General features: G+C 39.5%; 14 protein-coding genes. 6 read left to right on the top strand and 8 right to left on the bottom strand.

All coding sequences use genetic code 11. The annotated features are described in order from the left end of the window. Window positions 1-74: 74 nt before the first annotated feature. On the bottom strand, window positions 75-2807 hold the full coding sequence (locus tag CW736_RS05695; protein ID WP_101013036.1) for a TonB-dependent receptor: 2733 nt from the start codon (window positions 2805-2807) through the stop codon (window positions 75-77). 158 nt (window positions 2808-2965) lie between these two features. On the opposite strand from CW736_RS05695, the gene dgt reads away from it, so the two are divergent. After that, window positions 2966-4297, top strand: coding sequence for a dGTP triphosphohydrolase (gene dgt / locus CW736_RS05690; protein ID WP_101013035.1), 1332 nt, complete (start codon window positions 2966-2968; stop codon window positions 4295-4297). 47 nt (window positions 4298-4344) lie between these two features. Then, the gene (locus tag CW736_RS05685) at window positions 4345-7152 is read left to right on the top strand and encodes a T9SS type A sorting domain-containing protein (protein ID WP_101013033.1); all 2808 of its coding nucleotides are present in this window, start codon (window positions 4345-4347) and stop codon (window positions 7150-7152) included. A gap of 3 nt (window positions 7153-7155) precedes the next feature. Here the strand turns inward: CW736_RS05685 and CW736_RS05680 are convergent, their stop codons facing one another. Then, entirely contained in the window at window positions 7156-8919 is a 1764-nt protein-coding gene (locus CW736_RS05680) for a 1-deoxy-D-xylulose-5-phosphate synthase (protein WP_101013031.1), read from the bottom strand. A 158-nt stretch (window positions 8920-9077) separates the two neighbouring features. Between CW736_RS05680 and CW736_RS05675 the strand changes: the two genes are divergently transcribed. Next, on the top strand, window positions 9078-9527 hold the full coding sequence (locus CW736_RS05675) for a nucleoside deaminase (RefSeq protein ID WP_101013029.1): 450 nt from the start codon (window positions 9078-9080) through the stop codon (window positions 9525-9527). Between the two features lie 233 nt (window positions 9528-9760). Here the strand turns inward: CW736_RS05675 and CW736_RS05670 are convergent, their stop codons facing one another. Then, complete coding sequence (locus tag CW736_RS05670) at window positions 9761-10159, bottom strand: HIT family protein (RefSeq protein ID WP_198519375.1); 399 nt, start codon at window positions 10157-10159, stop codon at window positions 9761-9763. Continuing rightward, a complete protein-coding gene (gene greA, locus CW736_RS05665; RefSeq protein ID WP_101013025.1) occupies window positions 10159-10635 on the bottom strand; it encodes a transcription elongation factor GreA in 477 nt (158 codons plus the stop codon). The genes CW736_RS05670 and greA overlap by 1 nt, the downstream gene beginning before the upstream one ends. 230 nt (window positions 10636-10865) lie before the next feature. Between greA and CW736_RS05660 the strand changes: the two genes are divergently transcribed. Continuing rightward, window positions 10866-11300 carry a Rieske (2Fe-2S) protein gene (locus tag CW736_RS05660; RefSeq protein WP_101013023.1) on the top strand — a complete coding sequence of 145 codons (435 nt, stop codon included), beginning with the start codon at window positions 10866-10868 and terminating at the stop codon, window positions 11298-11300. 77 nt (window positions 11301-11377) lie between these two features. Here the strand turns inward: CW736_RS05660 and CW736_RS05655 are convergent, their stop codons facing one another. Then, entirely contained in the window at window positions 11378-13585 is a 2208-nt protein-coding gene (locus tag CW736_RS05655) for a TonB-dependent receptor (protein WP_101013021.1), read from the bottom strand. Between CW736_RS05655 and CW736_RS14265 the strand changes: the two genes are divergently transcribed. Beyond that, window positions 13586-13876: a hypothetical protein gene (locus CW736_RS14265; protein WP_101013019.1), complete on the top strand. Its 291-nt coding sequence runs from the start codon at window positions 13586-13588 to the stop codon at window positions 13874-13876. A 475-nt stretch (window positions 13877-14351) separates the two neighbouring features. Here CW736_RS14265 and CW736_RS05645 read toward each other — a convergent pair whose 3' ends face one another. Then, a complete protein-coding gene (locus CW736_RS05645; RefSeq protein WP_101013018.1) occupies window positions 14352-15593 on the bottom strand; it encodes a M28 family peptidase in 1242 nt (413 codons plus the stop codon). Between the two features lie 237 nt (window positions 15594-15830). On the opposite strand from CW736_RS05645, the gene CW736_RS05640 reads away from it, so the two are divergent. After that, window positions 15831-16937, top strand: a complete 1107-nt coding sequence (locus CW736_RS05640; protein ID WP_101013016.1) for a TolB family protein — start codon at window positions 15831-15833, stop codon at window positions 16935-16937. A 79-nt stretch (window positions 16938-17016) separates the two neighbouring features. On the opposite strand, the gene metG is transcribed toward CW736_RS05640, so the two are convergent. Both metG and CW736_RS05630 read right to left on the bottom strand, forming a co-directional pair. Then, on the bottom strand, window positions 17017-19122 hold the full coding sequence (gene metG / locus CW736_RS05635) for a methionine--tRNA ligase (protein ID WP_101013014.1): 2106 nt from the start codon (window positions 19120-19122) through the stop codon (window positions 17017-17019). Window positions 19123-19235: 113 nt separating this feature from the next. Further along, window positions 19236-20840, bottom strand: a complete 1605-nt coding sequence (locus CW736_RS05630) for a DUF1501 domain-containing protein (RefSeq protein ID WP_101013012.1) — start codon at window positions 20838-20840, stop codon at window positions 19236-19238. Between the last annotated feature and the right edge of the window lies 1 nt (window position 20841).

Below are 20841 nucleotides of genomic sequence, written 5' to 3'. Positions count from 1 at the left end.
ATTTTGAGTTTGTTTGTTGGCACAAAGTAACATCGTAATAATGCGATTAAGGTTATCTAAAGATTACCAAACCTTTAAAACTTATAGCTGTATCCTAAGCTAATGTCAAGTCCACGTTTGTAATTGCTTAAAACAATGTTACCGTCGTTGCTTTCTCGTTCTAAACGGTATTCTGGATTCAAGAGGTTTCTAGCTTTTAAAGAAAGTTTGCCGTTTTCTCCTATACCTATAGAGCTTACAAAGTCTAGGGTTGGCACACCTATTTCTTTTATATTTTCAAAACCACGAGTACCTACAGAGTAAACACGTTCTGTAAAATAGTTGAATACCAATGCCGTATTTACATTGCTCTTGTTGATAAACGTATTGTAGTTGATATCTAGATTTACTAGCACTGGAGCAGCACCTTGTAGCGCGGTACTCGTTTCTGTAAACTGTGCTAAAGGATCATTTAATTCTTGCTTGCTGTAGATATAAGAAGCGTTAAAACCTAAAGCAAATTTAGTCTCGCGATCCATTTCTAATCCTGCTTCTGGCATTTCTTTTGAGAAGATGTCTTTACGCAATTCAAACTCTGCCCCTATTACAGTGGCCTTATCTCCTACGTTTAAGTAAGTAAGTGTATTCCCTCCACTAGGGATTTCTGTACGAGCGATTGGATTTTCAATATTCTTATAAAATCCAGTTAGTGATATTAGTTCCCCTTTAGAAGGATAGTATTCATAAGCCAGGTCAAAATTAGTCACATTAGAGATTTCTAAATCTGGATTACCTTGAGTAGCTGTACCACCTGGATTATCATATCTAAACGGAGCAATTTCCTTAAATCTAGGCATGATATAAGTTCTACTCGCTCCAAGTCTAACGATATTATCTTCGTTAAGTGAATATTTCATTCCTAGACTAGGAAGGAACAGACTCTCATCGATTTTTGAAGGACCATTGGTAGCACTTCTAGCAATGTTAGTATCGTATTCCACTTCTTGACTTACATTTTCAAAACGCATACCTACATTAAGTAAGAATTTTTCTGTGAATCCTTTTACGTAATTTCCTTGTCCGGCAAATATGATTTTATCCCCTATGTAATAAAATGGATTGAATGCCTGTGGGTTGATAGCACTTCCTCTTCCTGTCTCTAATCTAAAGTTCCCAGAAGTTAATGATGGTTGATTGTAAATAGCGTCTACATCATTAATGTCTACAGCAACACGAGTGTCAAAAGTATGGTTAAAGGTAGTTGCCTGAAAAATGTGGTGCGTCCATCTTATATCTCCTCCTACGGTGAAGTAGTTAGGACGTTCATCCTCTTCATTCGTATTGAAGTCATACTTCAACAAAGCATTTGCGTTGTAATCGTTCTCTTGTACCTTACTAAAAAATCTCTGGTTGTTACCTCCTGAGTCAATGTTAGGAGAATAAAAACCATCTCTAAATAAGTATTCAAAATTTCTACGGTCTGGCTCACTACCTCTTAATGCGTTAAAAGATCCCTTTAAGTCAAGATCTAGTCTATCGCTCAATTGAAAATGAGATAATAATTGACTCACGTAAAGATTGTTGTCATTCGTTTGCTGTCTTCTTACAAAAACACGGTCTCCTTCTTGCTCTGGATTATTGATACCTTCATATTCTTGAAAGCTCTGAGTATTTTTATGAATGTACATAGTTAAAAACTCAATGTTATTTTTTCCAAAATGATAGTCTAGATTGAACTGTCCTATTTGAGAAGTTTCATACTCATACTTATCAAAATCTTGATCTAAGTAGATGCTTCCAGCACTGTTCGTGTTTTTTACATTACCGTCAATAAAACGGTACCCATTGTCAAATGTCAAAAGCCCGTAGATGTTCAAGTAATTATCTCCTATATCAATACGTTTCCCACCATTGATAGAAAGACCTAAGTTCACCAGGTTATTTTCTGAACTAGGAGCGAGTTGATTATTGAAACTGTACACATTGAGATTATTTACAGGCAACTCCGCATCACTAAACCCGAAGAAACCTTCTCCTGCTATACCTTTAAATTCAGCACCTAAGGTTTGCATGTTTGCTCCGGTAGAGAAACCTACTCCTAATTCTTCTCTGCCTGAAAGTCCTTTTAAATCAATATTGATATTTGCACCAGCATTATCTCCTGTAATTTCAGATCCAAACACCTTATTAATATCTACGCTTTCAATTAAATCACTGCTAAAAAAGTCTAAAGAGATATTTTTATACTCAGGATCATCAGATGGTAGTGGTAAGCCATTTAAGGAAGTAGAGTTGTAACGGTCCCCTAGACCTCTTACAAAAACATTCTTGACACCAGCTTGCTTAGATACACCACTTACTTTAGTAACCGCCCCTTCAGCATCGCTCACTCCTTTTTGTGAAAGTTCTTCAGCACCTATAGATTGTTTTATAGTTATGGAGTTCTTTTTTTCAAGTATCAAGGCTTCCTGGCTTTCTCTGCTTTTAGTTACTACGATCTCAATAGTATCCAAGACTCCAGCTTCTGCACTCATAGGGATATTAACCGTTGTAGTAGTGCCTTCTTGTATTTTTACATTTGGAATTTCAACAGTTTGCATTCCTACAAATGTTACTACCAACGTATAAGTTCCTACTGGTGCTACTATGGAAAAGTTTCCATCCATATCAGACTGTGCGCCCAAGGTCGTTCCTTTAAGCTGAACAGAGGCAAATGCCACTGGATCATCATCAAAATCTTTATCTGTAATCAATCCTGCAACTTTACCATTTTGCGCTGAAGCAAAGGCAGTTAGTATTAAAAATAAAGCGAAAATTAACTTCTTCATTATGTATAATTAGATTTTGCAAATGAACGACCTAAATGCAGGTATACAGGTTATGCTATGATTAATTCATCAATTCGTATTGTTAAGAAATAGTAAAGTAAAATCGGTAAGTCTATAGCTTGAAATGATTCTTATCTTGCACAAAAGATTTATTACAAATGAACTGGCAGCAATTACTATCTCTTAAAAGATATGGCGACTCACAACCTAGGCTTAGAGCGCAACAAGATGAATTAAGGTTGGGCTTTGAAGTAGACTATGATCGGGTTATTTTCTCTCAGCACTTCAGATCCCTTCAGGACAAAACTCAAGTCATCCCTTTAAGTCAGACAGGATTTGTTCATACCCGCCTTACGCACAGTCTAGAAGTAAGCGTTGTAGGTCGCTCTCTAGGAAGAATGGCTGGTCAGCGTATTCTAGAAAAGCATCCTGATCTACAGGCGGCTGGGTATAAACAACAGGATTTTGGCGCTATAGTTGCCGCAGCAGCTTTGGCACATGATATAGGGAATCCTCCTTTCGGTCATAGTGGAGAAAAAGCTATAGGTAGTTATTTTAAGACTGGACTAGGAGCTGAGATCATTAGTACGCTTTCGCGAAAGCAACAACAAGACCTGCTCTCATACGAAGGAAATGCAAATGGATACCGATTATTAAATCTCGATAGTCCAGGGACCTCTGGCGGGTTAAGACTTTCCTATGCCACCTTAGGAGCTTTTATCAAGTACCCAAAAGAATCCCTTCCTTATCGACCTACCAAACACGTTTCACAAAAAAAATACGGCATCTTTCAAGCAGATCTGGATCATTTTAATGATGTAGCAAAGGAACTAGGGCTGGTAAACAAGGGTGCTATGCAGGAGACTCACTACCGCCATCCACTCACCTATCTGGTAGAAGCTGCAGATGATATTTGTTACACCATAATTGATTTTGAAGACGGTATCAATTTAGGCTGGATCAGTGAAGATCACGCGCTAGAACAATTAATCAAGCTTGTCAGAGACACGATTAGGACTGAGGTTTACACCCAGTTATCTACTACTTCAGAGCGATTGTCTTATTTGAGATCACTAGCTATAAATAATCTTATAACCGACTGTATCTCTATATTTATGGAACATGAAGAGGCTATACTAGCTGGTAATTTTCCACATGCACTCACCGATAAGTCAAAATACAAAGCACAAATTGAAGACATTCTCAGCATTACCGTTGATAAGGTTTACAATAATGAAGAAGTTGTTCAAAAGGAAATTGCTGGATATAAAATTCTTCAAGACATTTTAAATGCGGTTATAAGAGCCAGTATCAATGATTTTGAGCAAATGACCAGTTCCTACGATCAATTGATTCTTAAATCCTGCAAAGGACTAAGATTAAGCGGGAACGATAAATATGAACGCATATTAGACGTTTGTGGTTATGTCGCCTCCCTTACAGACAGTAAGTCCATTGGGTTATTTGAAGTGATCAATGGTAAAATTTAAAATAAACCACTCAGTTGTCTTAACTTTAAGGCATTAATGCTTATCAGATGAATAAAAAACTAATTGTTTCAAGTATTTTAGTCTTTACGGTTGCCGTAATTAGCTTATTTGTTTTTAATAAAGAAGAAAAAGGAATCGCAGAGGCTAGAGCGCTCCACAGGCAATTCTTAGAAAACAGTCCTTTTAAGGAAACCATAAAACTTTCAAGAGCCGAACGTAAAGCACTTTCATTACCCCCTAACGCCTATAATGAACGCATGTGGGAACTGACCATGAATCCTGCGACAGGGATACCAACTCCTTATAAAGTAAAAAGCATAGCTACCGATATATTAAAAAGCGCTCCGGGTTCTAGCTCGAGAGCATGGGAAGAAAGAGGACCTTCTAATGTAGGAGGAAGAACCAGAGTCACATTTTATGATCCTAATGACATAGGAGCAAATAACGGAGATGGCACAGATTACAACAGAGTATTTGCCGGCGGTGTAGGTGGCGGTTTATGGGTAAATAACGACATCACTGACGTTAATTCTGTATGGGCTATAATTCCTGGCCTTGCGGCAAATCTAAATGTAAGCGCTTATGCGATAGACCCAAATGATTCCATGACTTTCTATATAGGAACAGGTGAACAATATACTGCGGGAGCAGCTGTAGGGAATGGCCTTTATAAAACTATTGATGGAGGAAGCTCTTGGGTCGAAGTACCTATTACACCCGCTGGACCTGGAAACTTAAACGCTCCTTCTAATTTATTTACCGCTGGAATTTTCTTTATTACTGATGTGATTGTATGGGATAACAATGGATCTAGTGAAGTCTTTGTTGGAGTAGGCTCTACCATTTATGCGTCACCCAATTTCAACATCTCCAATCCAAATAATATTTTAGGAGCTCAAAACGCAGGTCTTTATCGCAGTCCTGACGATGGAACTAGCTGGTCACGCATAGAAAATACCTCTATGGAATATATATTTGGCGGTCAAAGCTTTTATGTGGCTCCAAATGATTTTGAAATAAGTGCTACTAATCAACTTTATATGGGCACCATTTCAGTACCCGGAACAAATTTTGGCGGCGGTCGTTTGTACCAATCCACAGATGGAGTCAACTGGAACCTTCAAAGTACCATTACAGGTGGTGACCGTATAGAAATTGCTGCGTCTTCAACAAATCAAAATCTATTTTATATAGCAGCACAAGTAGCAGGTGAAGGAAATTTATATAAAAGTGTCGATGCCTTACTGACAACTACTGCAATCAACGAGCCTAATGATGCAGATAGCTCCATTCCCCCTACCGATTTTACAAGAGGACAAGCCTTTTATGATTTAGTGATAGAAGTAGACCCTACTAATGATCAAATTATTTATGCAGGAGGAATCGATTCCTTTAGGTCTATAAATGGAGGTGCCTCATGGAACCAAATCTCTAAATGGGTAAATGCATTTGGACTTGAAAATTTAAACATCTCTTTTGTACATGCTGATATCCACGCCTTGACGTTCCACCCAACAGACCCTAACCAAGGTGTCATAGGAAGCGATGGTGGTATTTCATGGGCAAACTCTTTTGTCGCTGCCGATTTATCGACCACCGCTATTTCTACTAGAAATAACGGTTATAATGTGACACAGTTCTACTATGGCAGCATCGCTTCAAATATTGGTGGAGGAGATGACCTTGTGGGCGGCTCACAAGACAATGGTACTTTGGCTGTACAAGATGCATCAGCTGGAATGAATAATTTTATTACCGAGTTAGGTGGAGATGGCGGTCACGTGGAAATAGATGATGCAGGTGGGTATGCTGTAATTACATCACAGTACAACAACCACAGATACGTGAGTTATCCTAATTATAATTTTAGTTATTGCATCGCTACTACTAATTGTGGAGATGGTGGAAGCAATGCTGATGGCGACTTTATCAATGTAGCAGAGCTGGATAGTAATTTAGACTACTTATACTCCAATAGTAAAAGCTTTAGTGGCAATAATGCCATAGACGCCTGTCAATTATTTGCTAACGCTGCAGCTTGTAATACCATAACAAATTTTCTAATAACTTCTAACCGACCTACGGCCATGAAAGTGTCCCCTTATACACTTTCCAGCACAACACTATTAGTAGGAACTGAATTATCTGCTCTTTTAGTAGTTACTAATGCAAATACTACAAACCCACAATGGACTGCTATTACGGGGCCTAACTTTCTTGGTAGTGTTTCAGACGTTGAATTTGGAACTAGTGAGCAAGAAATATATGTTACCATGCACAATTACGGTGTACAAAATATATGGTATACTGCTAACGGAGGAACTACTTGGAGTGAAAAAGAAGGAAACCTACCAGACCTACCAGTAAAAGCTATTCTCGCAAACCCCTTGTTACCTGGTGAAGTAATTATAGGTACAGAAGCAGGTGTCTATGCCACTAGTGACTTCAATAGTGTCAGTCCTTCATGGCAGCCGCTTATCAATGGAATGACTAATGTAAAAGTAGTGGACCTGGATCTGAGAACAGCAGATAACACCATACTTGCCACAACTCATGGTCGCGGCATGTTTACAGGAACTTTTGATACATTAAGCATCTCTGAATTTGACACAAATGACTTAGGGATTAAAATCTACCCTACTGTTTCTAATGGAGTGATAGCTATTACTTCTAATCAAAATCTGGCTAAAACGAGTATTCAGATATTTAACTTAAGCGGTCAGCGGGTGTTTGAAACAGAGAAAAACTTAAGTTCTAATGAAACTAGGGTACAGCTGAACATAAGTTCTGGTTTTTATCTAGTGACACTGACTGCAAATGGTCGTTCTCAAACAGAGAAGATTATTATTGAATAAGGCTTAATTTAATTTTTTAATCAATTTTAAAACGGCCTCAGCATCGATTCCTGCTATTTTATGCAAGTCGGCTGTGGGGCCGTGTTCTATAAAAGCATCTGGCATGCCTAGTTTATGAATGGTTCCTCGGTACGCTTTCGCGAAAGCGAGATCGCAAACAACACTTCCCAAACCACCGACTACGGTGCCATCTTCTATAGTAATGATGTGATCATGGGTGTTAAAAATAGCTTCTAAAGCTTTAGAATCAATAGGCTTTAAAAAACGAACATCGAGGTGAGTGACCTCTAGGTTTTCTTTTTCAAGCAAGTCTTCAATCATCGTCCCTATAGGACCAATGCTGATTACGGCTATACCTTTACCCTTCTTCAAAAGCCTAGAAGAACCTATTTCAATAGGTGTAAAAGCTTGTTGCCAATTCAGAATCTTACCACGACCACGCGGGTACCTGATGGCGATAGGCGAGTCCAATCCTTGAGAAGCCGTAAACATGATATTTCTCATTTCTACAGCATCCATAGGCGCTGCAATGATCATGTCTGGAATACAATTCAAATAAGCGAGATCAAAAACACCGTGATGGGTCGCACCATCTTGACCTACTATTCCTGCCCTATCAAGACAAAAAATGACTGGCAATTTCTGTAGGGCAACATCGTGAATCACCTGATCGTAAGCACGCTGTAAAAAAGTAGAATAGACGTTACAAAAAGGCACCAAGCCTTGAGTGGCCATTCCTGCCGCAAGGGTTACGGCATGTTGCTCTGCAATCCCTACATCAAATGCACGATCTGGAATCGCTTCCATCATGATTTTCATAGAACTTCCAGTAGGCATAGCCGGTGTTATCCCAACTATTTTTTCATTCGCTCTGGCCAGCTCCACTATAGTATGACCAAATACATCTTGGAATTTAGGCGGTAATTTACTGGTATCACTAGCAGGAATTTCTCCTGTAATTTTATCAAATTTTCCTGGTGCATGATAACGCACTTGATCTATTTCAGCTTGTTTTAAGCCTTTCCCTTTTACCGTTCTCACGTGTAAAAGTCGAGGCCCTTTTAAGTCTTTTTGTCTTTCTAGTTCTTTAAGTAAGGAGGGTAAATCGTGACCGTCAACGGGACCTGAATAATCAAAGTTGAGAGATTCAAAGATATTATCGCGACCCGTTTCTTTTCCAGATTTAGTCTTAGTTAAATAATCTTTTAACGCCCCTACACTCGGATCAATCCCTATCGCATTATCATTGAGAACAACCAGAAGGTCTGCGCCGCTTACCCCTGCGTGATTTAAGGCTTCAAATGCCATACCGCTGGCGATACTCGCATCGCCTACTACAGCAATGTGTTTTCTATCTTCTTTCTTTAAAGAGCTCGCCATGGCCATTCCAAGGGCAGCGCTTATAGAGGTGGAACTGTGACCCGTTCCAAAGGTATCGTAAACACTTTCTGAACGTTTTGGGAAACCAGAGATTCCGCCTAGGTCTCTATTGGTATGAAAAATATCCCTACGACCTGTTAGAATTTTATGCCCATAAGCTTGATGACCTACATCCCAAACCAATTGATCTATAGGAGTGTTGAACACATAATGTAACGCAATGGTCAATTCGATCACTCCTAAGCTCGCTCCTAAATGACCTTCTTTTGCCGCTACTATATCAATGATAAAAGACCTCAGTTCTTGAGCAATAATCGGCAGATCGCTTTTGGGCAAACGTCTTAAATCGGCAGGATCGTTAATGGTAACAAGTAAATTCTTAGACATATTCAAAGGTAAGATGATTTATCAATTTGTTGAATTAATGATTTGGTAATTTCTTGATGAGTTTCCCCTAACAAATATTCCAAAACAAATAGATCTTATTTTGAGATTCCTGCTATGGTGGATTCTTTTATTTTTACTTTTGAGTTTATTCTAAAAAGATGATAGAACCCTTTGACCACGAGTATTTCATGAGAAAGGCTTTACAAGAAGCTGAAGCGGCTTTTGAACGTAATGAAATTCCGGTTGGTGCAGTTATCGTAGCTCAAAACCGCATCATTGCAAAAGGCCATAACCTTACAGAAACCCTTACTGACGTTACTGCTCATGCAGAGATGCAAGCTATTACAGCGGCCTCTAGTTTTATAGGTGGTAAGTATTTAAAAGAGTGCACTCTATACGTCACTTTAGAGCCTTGCCAGATGTGTGCAGGCGCTTTGTATTGGTCACAAATAGGGACCATAGTGTTTGCAGCAAGTGATGAACAGCGCGGTTATCAAAAAATGGCAACACAACTGCATCCTAAAACAAAAGTGATTTCTGGAATTCTTGAACAGCCTTGTTCTGATTTGATGAAGGAGTTCTTTGTTAGAAAACGCAGTTTGAATTAAGGTTTTGAAATAATAACCACTTGAATTGTCATCCTGAAAAATTGGCGTCAACTATTTATGTTGGTATAGCCTGAATTTGTTTTAGATGCGTTTACTGAGAATCCTGTAGAACCGTTTACGTAAAACAAAACATGCCAAGACGAGTCCTTGGCATGTTGGTTTCTATATGTATCATCCGTCAGGACAGACTTAAGTCCATCATATGGAACGCATTGCTTTACAAAACTTGAATTCTAATTAGCTTCAAACCTTGCTTTAACACGTTCTGCTATATCTTGCATCGCTTCTTTACTAAGGTCGACTTTATTGATAAAACGCATATCTTCCATATCACGCAAGGGAATCAAATGCACATGAACATGAGGTACTTCAAGACCTATCACTGACATTCCTATACGCTCGCAAGGAACTTCTTCCCTTAGTGCGAGGGCAACTTCTCTAGAAAAGTCCATTAAGTCAAAATAGGTTTCGCTATCGAGATCAAAAATCTTGTTCACTTCTTTTTTAGGTACACAAAGCGTATGCCCAGGAGCGTTGGGATTGATGTCCAAAAATGCTATGAAGTCTTCATTTTCAGCTACTTTAAAACTAGGTATTTCTCCTGTGATGATTTTTGTAAAAATGCTCATGATTAACTTCTTGAAATTTCTATAATTTCTAATTTGATGGTTCCTACAGGAACAACGGCCTCAGCCACATCGCCTACTTCTTTACCTAATAATGCTTTCCCTATAGGTGATTCTACAGAGATGTGCCCTTGGGTAACATCTGCCTCGCTTTGTGCCACCAACTTGTAATTCATGGTCATTTTATTGCCTAGATTCTTGATCTTAACCGTACTATGAATAAGCACCTTGGAAAGATCTAGCGTGTTTTCATCTACGATACGTGCGTTAGAAACAATGGCGTCCAGCTTAGAAATACGCATTTCCAGCATCCCTTGTGCTTCTTTTGCCGCATCATATTCAGCATTTTCACTTAAATCTCCTTTATCACGCGCCTCACCAATAGCCGCCGATGCTAATGGGCGTTCCACATCTTTAAGTTGCTTCAACTCGTCCTTTAACTTCTTTAATCCTGCTTCTGTATAATATGATACGTTACCCATGTCTTTTTTATTTAAATATGATTGTTTGCGTTCCGCTTTCCTTTTTCTCAAAGAATTTGAAATTAATGTTGAACTTGATAGGATAAGAAAGCGTTAGAATCATCTGCCTCGTTACTCATATCATGGCTCGTGATTACAAAAAACAAAATCCCTTCATTGCTGCGGGATTATCAAACAAATATAATAAATATCAATCAGTTCGTTATACTTTTACACCTTATTGATTTATTATGAAAATACGCAAAGCTTACCTTCTCGCTATTTTATTTGTTGTTTTCGCTTGTAGCAGCGATGACGGCCGTAATAACAATCCGTTTTTAGTAGATCTAGGTTTTCAAATAGACCTCAACACCAACTTACCTCAATATGGAAACCTCAACTTCCCAGGGAACTCTGTTATTGTTCCTAATGTGGGCTTACGTGGTTTTGTGATATACAATTTAGACAACTCACAGTATTTTGTTTACGAATTAAGCGATCCTAATCATTCTCCTAGCGGCTGTTCTCGCATGACCGTAAGTGGCATCGAGGCCACTTGTCCTTGCACTGACGACCAGAATAAATACAATATTATTACTGGGCAACCCATTCAAGGTGAAGGGCTTTATGGCTTAAAAGCATACCGCGCTCGCAGAAACGGAGCAATTATTAGAGTTACTAATTAGTATTAAAAAAGACAGGCAGCTTGATTTTATCTCACAAAATAAAATCAAGCTGCCTGCTTCTTATGTCCTACTTTCTACTAAAATGAAAACGTAACTCCAGTTAAGAAATTAATTCCTGCTTGAGGATAAAACCCAGCTCCTTCTACAGTAGCAATGTTTCCCGGGTTGGAAAAGTCATCATCAAACGTGAAGTAATATCCGTTGGATACAAATTTCTGATCAAATATGTTATTTACTAATGCGGTAAACACTACTGTATCAAAAGTGGACTTCGGTTTTAGGGTATACACTAAATTGAGGTCGTTAGTGAAATAGCTGGCTAATTTGGAAGACTGTGCTTCTGTATTGCTCATGAATTGCTCTCCTACAAACTTACTCAATAATGAAATCTGTAGGTTTTTTAATGGCTGGTACACCACAGCATTTGCGGCCACTAGATTAGGGGAAAAAGCAATATCTGTAGATCCTAGATTTTGTAACTCACCGTCAAAAGATCGTACTGTTTCTCTATTCTTATTACTACTGATCGCAAAATTAGGTTGTAAAGTAAGCTGACTAGTTACCGGCACCACTGCTTCTAATTCTAGTCCTAAACGGTAACTTTCCCCACTGTTTGTTCTTAATGGAGCTCCTACATCATTGAGCTCACCGCTTAAAACCAACTGCTCGTTGTACAACATCAAATAACTATTTACATTAAAAGAAAGATTTCCCTTTTTATGACGCCATCCTAATTCAAAGTCATTAAGTTGCTCTGGCCTTACATTAGGATCACTTTCAAAATCATTTCTATTAGGCTCTCTGTTTGCTCTGGCATAAGATACATAAAGGTCATTATTATCATTATATTCATAGGTGACTCCAGCCTTTGGATTAAAAAACGTATAGTTTTCGTCCACTAAGAATTCTGTGAGATTTGAATTGATACCCGAGGTTTCATAATTGACATTTCTCACTTGTAGATCCCCATAAAGCTGCACGCGATCATTCCATTTATAGGTTGCCTTGGAAAATACAGACAGGTCGTTCTTCTTCCCATTACCATCATAATAACGGTCTCTGATATTGCTTTGACTGGCAGAACGCGCCCAAATAACCTCCCCAAAATGATCTCCATCATAGTGACTGATAGAGGTTCCAAATATCAAGTCTATCTCGTTATTCTTATAATTAGCACTGGCGTTGATCACGTAATAATCGTTATCCAACCACCTGCGACGTACAAGGTCTGTTTCTTCTACCGATTGTCCGTCTACCACTAGTGGGTCAAAACCATAAGTTGAGAAATCGTCATCTTCTCTAAATTGCTCAAAGAAGCCACGCCCATAAGTATAATTCAAACCTACATTTGTAGACCAATTGTTATTATAACGTTCATTCCAGTGCAATTGGTAGTGATCTTGTCGGTAATCATCTACTTCATTATCATAAAATTGTTGATTGCCGTTTTCATCTTCATAGGCTCCAGCCGGATTAAAGGTTCTGTTCTCTCTTAGCGTTGTAGCATCTATACCGAACCAAGATTGATACGTCACATTATTACCACCGAAAGTGACTGCTTTAATAAGCGTATTGTCATCTACATAAGAACCTTGTAAGAAATAAGATTTCAAACTACTCGAAGCGCGATCTACATAACCATCTGATTCAATATTAGACAGCCTTCCAGCGATCTCAATACCTCGACTGCGCTCGGCATCCGCACCCATTAGTCCTGTAGAAAACTTCACGGTATGCTTTCTACTATTAAAACTACCAAAAGAGTTAGAAACCTCCCCACTGGCTTCACGAGAAACAGCATCGGTTAAAATATTAATACTCGCCCCAAATGCGCCACTACCATTGGTGCTGGTCCCCACTCCACGTTGTAATTGTAGATTTTCTACAGAGGAGGAAAAGTCTCCTAAGTTGACCCAAAACGTTCCTAAGGACTCGGCATCTGTGTAGGGGATTCCATTAATGGTAACATTAGTAGATTGCGAGCTTACACCGCGCACTCTAATTCCTGAATACCCTATTCCTGCACCGGCATCACTTGTGGTTACTACAGATGGTAAGAAATTTAACAACATAGGAATGTCTTGGCCTAAGTTGCGTTTTGCAATTTCTTCCTTAGAAAGATTGCTGTGTGTAATGGGTGATTTTGCATCCACTCGTACGGCTTTGACGAGCACTTCGTCTAGCTTTTCGGCTGTTGTAGAATCTTTGACTTGTTTGTTTTGCGCTGTTGCTAGGCCAGTTATGGTTAATGCCATAGCAATTAAAACGCGACGTAAATGTTTCATATGAACTTTTTAAGTTCAAATAAAAGGGGCATTTATTCGGTTTGGATTAAAATAAAATTGTTGAAGGATTCTCTTAAGATAGGATTTGTTTATGCATTCGCTTTCGCGAAAGCGAGACACATAACAAAACCTCATCTATTTCCCTTAGCGACATTACTCGCCCAGGTTCCTTGGGTATTATCTCAGCCTTTTAACTACATTATTCATGCAATTAAAAAAGCACCCCTTGAGATTGGCGGCAAATGTACGAATGAAATTGAATTTGAACTTGAAAAGTATATTTTAAATTAGAAAAAGTAAAATGAAAAATGAACTCACTTCCTTTAACCTTTACAGCAGCTCTTTAATTTTCCTATTCTTAAAAAAGGAGCCCTTGATAAAAGTTTCCCTTCTTGCATCCGACGAGTGCAACGAGAGGAATGCATAATGTCCGCAGGACAATGGGGCCTACTGGAATCAGTCTCAGTTTTCAGTAGGCAGTGGGCAGGTTGATTTGTGAGCAAGCTCACAAATTTGAGTAGGCAGTATGTTATAATTGTAACTTTGGAAATTATTTTCCGCACTTGATGTGGAATCCTTTACAGTTCCCGAGAGTTTTTTGACAAGGTTTCCCCTTCTTGCATCCGACGAGTGCAACGAGAGGAATGCATAATGTCTGCAGGACAATGGGGCTTGCATCTGAGTGAAAACAAACCCTCTCACCTAAAAACCTCACCGACTCAATGACTCAATGACTCAAAAACTCAAAAACTCACTGACTCAAAGACTAAAACTCAATCTCCTTCTCCACCATTGTACCACCACGGTCCACAACGACTTTAGTCTTGTCTCCATTATCAAAAGTAGCAAGTGTGCGCATGTAGCTCATCATATCTACTATGGTGCTATCGCCTAGTTTTACAACTATATCGCCCTTCATCAATCCTGCTTTTTGAGCTGGTTTTTCTTCACTTATTCCGTCGATACGCATTCCTTTCCCTGTAAATAAATAATCTGGAACGACACCTAGACCTACCTTGAAACGCGGCACTTCATCGCTTTCGTTTTTTGTTTTTCTAAAAGCAAGTTTTCCTATTTTATCGGTCTCTCCTATTATTCTAAGAATGTAGTCAGAGATTTGCCCCATACCCACATAATTCAGTTTCTCAGCATCATCACTTGGTTTGTGGTAATCTTCATGTTGTCCTGTGAATAAGTGCAATACCGGAATATCGTTCAAGTAAAATGAGGTGTGATCACTAGGACCTACACCACTTTTATTGATCGCCAGTTTAAAATCTTTATTTACGGCATTCACTATTTGGTTCCATCGTGGAGACGTTCCTGTTCCATAAATAGCAAGGGTATTTTCATCGTTCAATCGCCCTACCATATCCATATTGATCATATAACTCGTCGAGTCTAAGGCAATCGTTGAATTTTTAGTGAAATAATTAGAACCTAACAAACCCATCTCTTCTCCAGAAAATGCCATAAAGAGGTAGTTATTTCCTTTTTTGTCGCTGGTTTTAAGTTCATAAGCCAAGTCTAGCATTACGGCAACACCACTAGCATTATCGTCAGCACCATTATGTATAGCTTCTCCTTCACGGTATAAAGAGCCTTCACCGCCCATTCCTAGATGGTCGTAATGTGCTCCTATAACAACAGTTTGTGCAGCGCCATTATCAAGGTAACCTATCACGTTAGTTCCGGTTAAAAACGCATCCCCTTTCTCGTCAGTAAAAGCAGCTTCTTGATGTGGATCACTGGATGGCTTAAAAGAAAAGGTCTGAAAATAAGTCCCTGCATTTCCTTTAGGTTCTAAGCCAGATTCTTTCATGCGCTTTGCAATATAATCTGCCGCCAGTAATTCATAAGAGGTTCCCGTCTCGCGTCCTTGCAAACTGTCAGAGGCGAGGTAAACCACATCGGCTTTCATGTCTCCTTTAATGGGTTCTAGACTTTTTTGATCTGTCTTGCAAGACATTAAAAAACAAAGGGCTATAAAAAGTATGCTAATTCTCATATTTCGTAGTTGAGCTGTTATTTTAGTTTTTTGAAAACCACTTTTCCAACACTGATAAAAATGGTTTTATAAGGTGTTCATTACTTTTAATCGTTTTCCTGATCTCAGAAAAACGCCTGAGACTGTCACGTCTAAGGGTTTTTTAATTGAATTATTAGATGCGATTTCATGATATAAAGATACGGTTTACACGTACATAAAGTATATCACTTATTTTTACCCAAAATTACATCATCCATGAAAAAGTTCTTATTCCTTATTTCCATCGTTTCCCTTATCAGTTGTAAAGAAACAGCAACTACTGAAAAGGTAGCAGCAACTGATACCGAAAAAGAAACAGCAAATGCAAATCCACTTATCATGGAAGGTGAAAAGCATTTTAAGGATATGTATCAAGTCACTTTTGGTGGTGATAATGCTGAGGCCTATTGGAGTTTTGACGACAAGCAGCTCATCTTTCAAAGCAACTATGCAGATTGGGACGTGAATTGTGATCAAATGTTCTTGATGAATAACGGAGACAGCTTTCGCGAAAGCGTACCGAAAATGGTCTCTACTGGCAAAGGAAGAACCACTTGTGCATATTTCTTACCTGATAATCAACACATCATTTATGCCAGCACCCATCTTGAAATGGAGGAGTGTCCAGATACGCCATTAAAGGAAAATGGTAAATATGTATGGCCTATTTATGATAGCTACGACATTTTTGTAGCCGACCTAGAAGGAAACATCACGGCACAACTTACCAATGAAAAAGGCTATGATGCAGAGCCTACAGTCTCTCCTCAAGGTGATAAAATAGTTTTTACCAGTGATCGCAGCGGCGATTTAGAGCTGTATACGATGAATATAGACGGCAGCGATGTCAAGCAAATCACCTTTGAACTAGGTTATGATGGTGGTGCCTTTTTCTCCCCAGATGGAACGCAATTGATCTTCCGTTCTTCACGACCTAAAACCGAAGCAGAAATTAAAGAATACCAAGATTTACTGAAAACGGGATTGGTGCAACCTACAGAAATGGAACTCTACATCTGTAATGCCGACGGCTCTGATTTGCGTCAGTTAACTCAGCTGGGAAATGCCAACTGGTCTCCATTCTTTTTACCAGATGGAAAACGGGTCTTGTTCTCTTCTAACTTTGAGTCAGAGCGAGGTTTCCCTTTCAACTTATACATGATCAATACCGATGGAACTGGTCTAGAACGCATCACACATGGGGACACTTTTGACGCTTTCCCAGTTTTTTCTAACAATGGAAAATACCTGGCTTTTTCTTCTAACCGCAATAATGGCGGTGGACGAGATACCAACTTGTTTATTGCTGAGTGGCAGGATTAAGCCAGTAGGCAGTCAGATTATAGTCGCAGTCGCAGCTTTTCCTAAGGGCAGACTTAAGTCTGCTCTTAGGAAAATACAATTAAGCAATAGTCGACCCATTCACCACTGCATCATCTGGATTGACAAAAACCAATTTTCCTTCTGGATCCTCGGCAAGTAAAATCATTCCTTGAGACTCTACACCACGTAATTTTCTTGGAGCTAAATTTGCAAGAACAGTTACTTTACGACCTACTAATTCTTCGGCAGTGTAGTGTTTTGCGATTCCTGAAACAATGGTTCTTTTATCGATTCCTGTATCTACCGTCATGACCATTAACTTATCTGTTTTAGGCATTCTTTCGGCAGTTAGAATTTCTCCCACTCGCAGGTCCATTTTCATGAAATCGTCGTAATTAGTTTCTTCTTTTTGTGGCATAAGGTGAGGAATTGTTGCCGCATTTGCAGCTTTTGTAGCTTCTAGTTTATCGAGTTGCGCTTGGATTTGCTCGTCCTCTATTTTGGAAAAAAGCAATTCTGATGCGTTGATTTTGTGTCCTGATGGAAGTAGCGGCTCTGAACTGGCAACGCGATCCCAACTTGCTTCTATAGGACCGGCTTTTTTATCAGTTCCAGCAGCTTCCGCATCAAGTGCGGAATAGCCAAGAATGTTTTTCAACTTCGTTGATGTATGTGGTAAAAACGGCTCACTTAAAATAGCCAAAGCTGTAGTGAGTTGTAAACACACATACATGATGTTTTGCACTTGCTCTGGATTGGTTTTTACGAGTTTCCAAGGTTCTAATCCTTCCTCAGCAATGTATTTGTTTCCTAAACTGGACAAATTCATCAAGTCCTGAAGCGCCTCTCTAAAACGGTACCTATCCAGACTGTCTCCTATAGATTTAGGGAAGTTCTTGATTTGGTCCAATACCTTTTGATCACGCTCGGTAAGTTCCATAGTTTCTGGAACAACTCCTTCATAATACTTATTGGTCAGTACAACCACTCGGTTTACAAAGTTTCCAAGATTAGCTACCAACTCATTGTTATTTCGTGCTTGAAAATCTTTCCAAGTAAAGTTATTGTCTTTAGTCTCTGGCGCATTTGCTGTTAATACATAACGCAATACATCCTGCTGTTCTGGAAAATCTTGTAAATATTCATGCAACCATACGGCCCAATTTCTAGACGTAGAAATCTTATCATCTTCTAGATTTAAGAATTCGTTTGCAGGAACATTTTCTGGCAAAATATACTCCCCATGTGCTTTTAACATCGCAGGGAAAATGATACAATGAAAAACAATATTGTCTTTCCCTATAAAATGCAGCAGGGATGTATCGTCTTTCTTCCAATAGTCTTCCCAGTTCTTTCCTTCACGAGCTGCCCATTCTTTAGTAGCAGAAATATACCCAATAGGTGCATCAAACCACACATAAAGTACTTTACCATCGGCTCCTTCTACGGGCACGGGAATTCCCCAGTCCAGATCACGAGTCACTGCGCGTGGGTGCAATCCATCAGTGATCCAGCTTTTTACCTGACCCAACACGTTTGTTTTCCAGTCTTTTGAATGTCCTTCTACAATCCACTCGTTCAACCAGTCGCTGTATTGATCTAGTGGTAAGAACCAGTGTTTAGTTGCTTTTAATTCTGGGGTATTTCCTGTAATCGCACTTTTAGGGTCGATCAAATCGGTACCATTATGAGAAGTTCCACATTTCTCACATTGATCTCCATAAGACTCTGTGTTGCCACATTTAGGGCAAGTTCCTACTACAAAACGATCTGCTAGAAACTGGTCTGCTTCTGGATCGTATAATTGCTCGGTCACTTGCTCGATAAATTTACCCTCATTGTATAACTTGGTAAAAAAAGCACTGGCCGTTTCATGATGTATAGGTGCGCTGGTACGGCTGTAATTATCAAAAGAAATACCAAATTCCTTAAAGGAATCACCGATGATTTTATGATAGCGATTCACCAATTCTTGCGGAGTAATACCTTCCTTTTTAGCTTTGATCGTAATAGGCACTCCATGCTCATCACTACCGCAAATAAAAGCCACATCGCTGCCCTTCATACGCTGGTAGCGCGCAAAAATATCTGCAGGAACATAGACTCCAGCAAGGTGACCTATGTGAACAGGTCCATTTGTATAAGGCAATGCTGCCGTAATCGTAAAACGTTTTTGATCGCTCATGAAATTCTTTTGAAAGCTGCAAATTTACGATATCTGAGGCAGGTTTAAGGGCCTTTAATGGGCAGTATTTTGGAGATGTGTTTCACTTTCGCGAAAGCGAAACAGCCCTACGCCTATTGCATCACAAACTGACTGCTGTACTGCTGTCCGTTAGTTTCAATTTTATAAATATACTGACCTGAGGAAATTCTAGACGACAAAGTCTCTTGGATATTCATCTCGTGAACGCCGGGTAAGAAGTATCGATTTGCCAGCTGACCTATTTCCTGACCCAGCATATTGTAAATACGAATGTCCAATTTACGACCACTTTCTAACTGTATATGCAAACTCGCCTGTTGTGGTTTATTGATCACAAAATGACGGAAGTCTTTATCGGTAAAGTCGCCTATTCCAGCCGTAGTGCAATTGAATCCTAGGTTGAGTGTATTGAAATTACCATTGAGCATCGCCTGATCTACTACAGATGTTGGGATGCACAACCAGTCTTTCATCACCGTGGAATAAACATCTCTAAAATCGGTGCTGTAAATCATGTTGCCATTGGCATCCAGATTAGTCATACTTGGATGCGAGCCTATAAACCCGTTTCCATTCAATCCGCCACCGAAAAGCATCATAGGTGCAGCGGCGCCATGATCAGTTCCATTAGAACCATTCTCTTCTACTCTTCTACCAAACTCAGAAATCGTCATGCAAAGCACTTCATCTTGATTTCCATAAGCGGCAAGATCGTTGTAGAACGCATCTATAGATTCAGAGAGTTTTTGCATGCGGTCGGCATGTGTTCCCGCCTGATTTGCATGGGTATCAAAACCGTCTAGGGTGACCATATAAACTTTTGTACCTAACTGGCCTTTGATCAATCTCGCCACAATAGAAAACTGCTCTGCAATAGAGTGATTTCCATAAGTAGCTTGGGTCGTACTTGCCTGATATGCGTTATTGATGACTCCTGCATATTGAAAGGTGTTGTTGGTGGTAGACCTTAAAAAACTCAATTGATCTCCATAAGTACATGGCGGTACGTTGATGGCGTCGTGTTGCCAACCGTTTTGGGCGAGGTTATACAATTGCTGTGGGTCTGCCACAGAAAAGGCGTAATTAGTCTGCAAACCTTCAAAAGCCAGATTTCCTAAACTACCTATTTGTATCGCTGGTGGAATAGCCGGCGGACTCAATAAAAAGTTGGGAAATTCGTTTTCAAAAAATCTACCCATCCAGCCAGATTCTTCTACTGCAACTGGCTCTGTACTTGCCCAGATATCACTAGATCTAAAATGTGATAGGTTTTGCCCTGGATAACCGACTCCATGAACGATTTTCATTTCTCCATTCCCCCACCTAGATTGTAAGGAGCTCATAAAAGAAGGCAAGCCAAAATCTGGGCTTAAATTATATAAAGAGTTTTGTGGTAAGGCAATACTTGCTCGGTTAGCTGCATAAGTACTGTAATCGTAGACGGGCACAATGGTATTCAACCCGTCATTACCTCCTTTAAGTCTTATTACAACCAATACACGGTCGTTGGTGCTTGCGGCAAGTGCTGCTGTAATAGGTGAGGTCATTGCGCTAGAAATCTGAGATCCACCAAGAGTAAACGCCCCGGCTCCTGCTATTCCTAGTGCTTGTAAAAAGGTCCTTCTATTCCAAGATTCGTGTTCCTCGTGATGCGATGGAGAATTTGGATCTAGGTGTTTTTTATGAGTATCACACATA

It is taken from the genome of Nonlabens sp. MB-3u-79 (genome assembly GCF_002831625.1).
Taxonomy (GTDB): Bacteria; Bacteroidota; Bacteroidia; order Flavobacteriales; family Flavobacteriaceae; genus Nonlabens.
The sequence above is the reverse complement of the archived record's forward strand: the minus strand, read 5'-3'. Positions and strand labels throughout refer to the sequence as shown.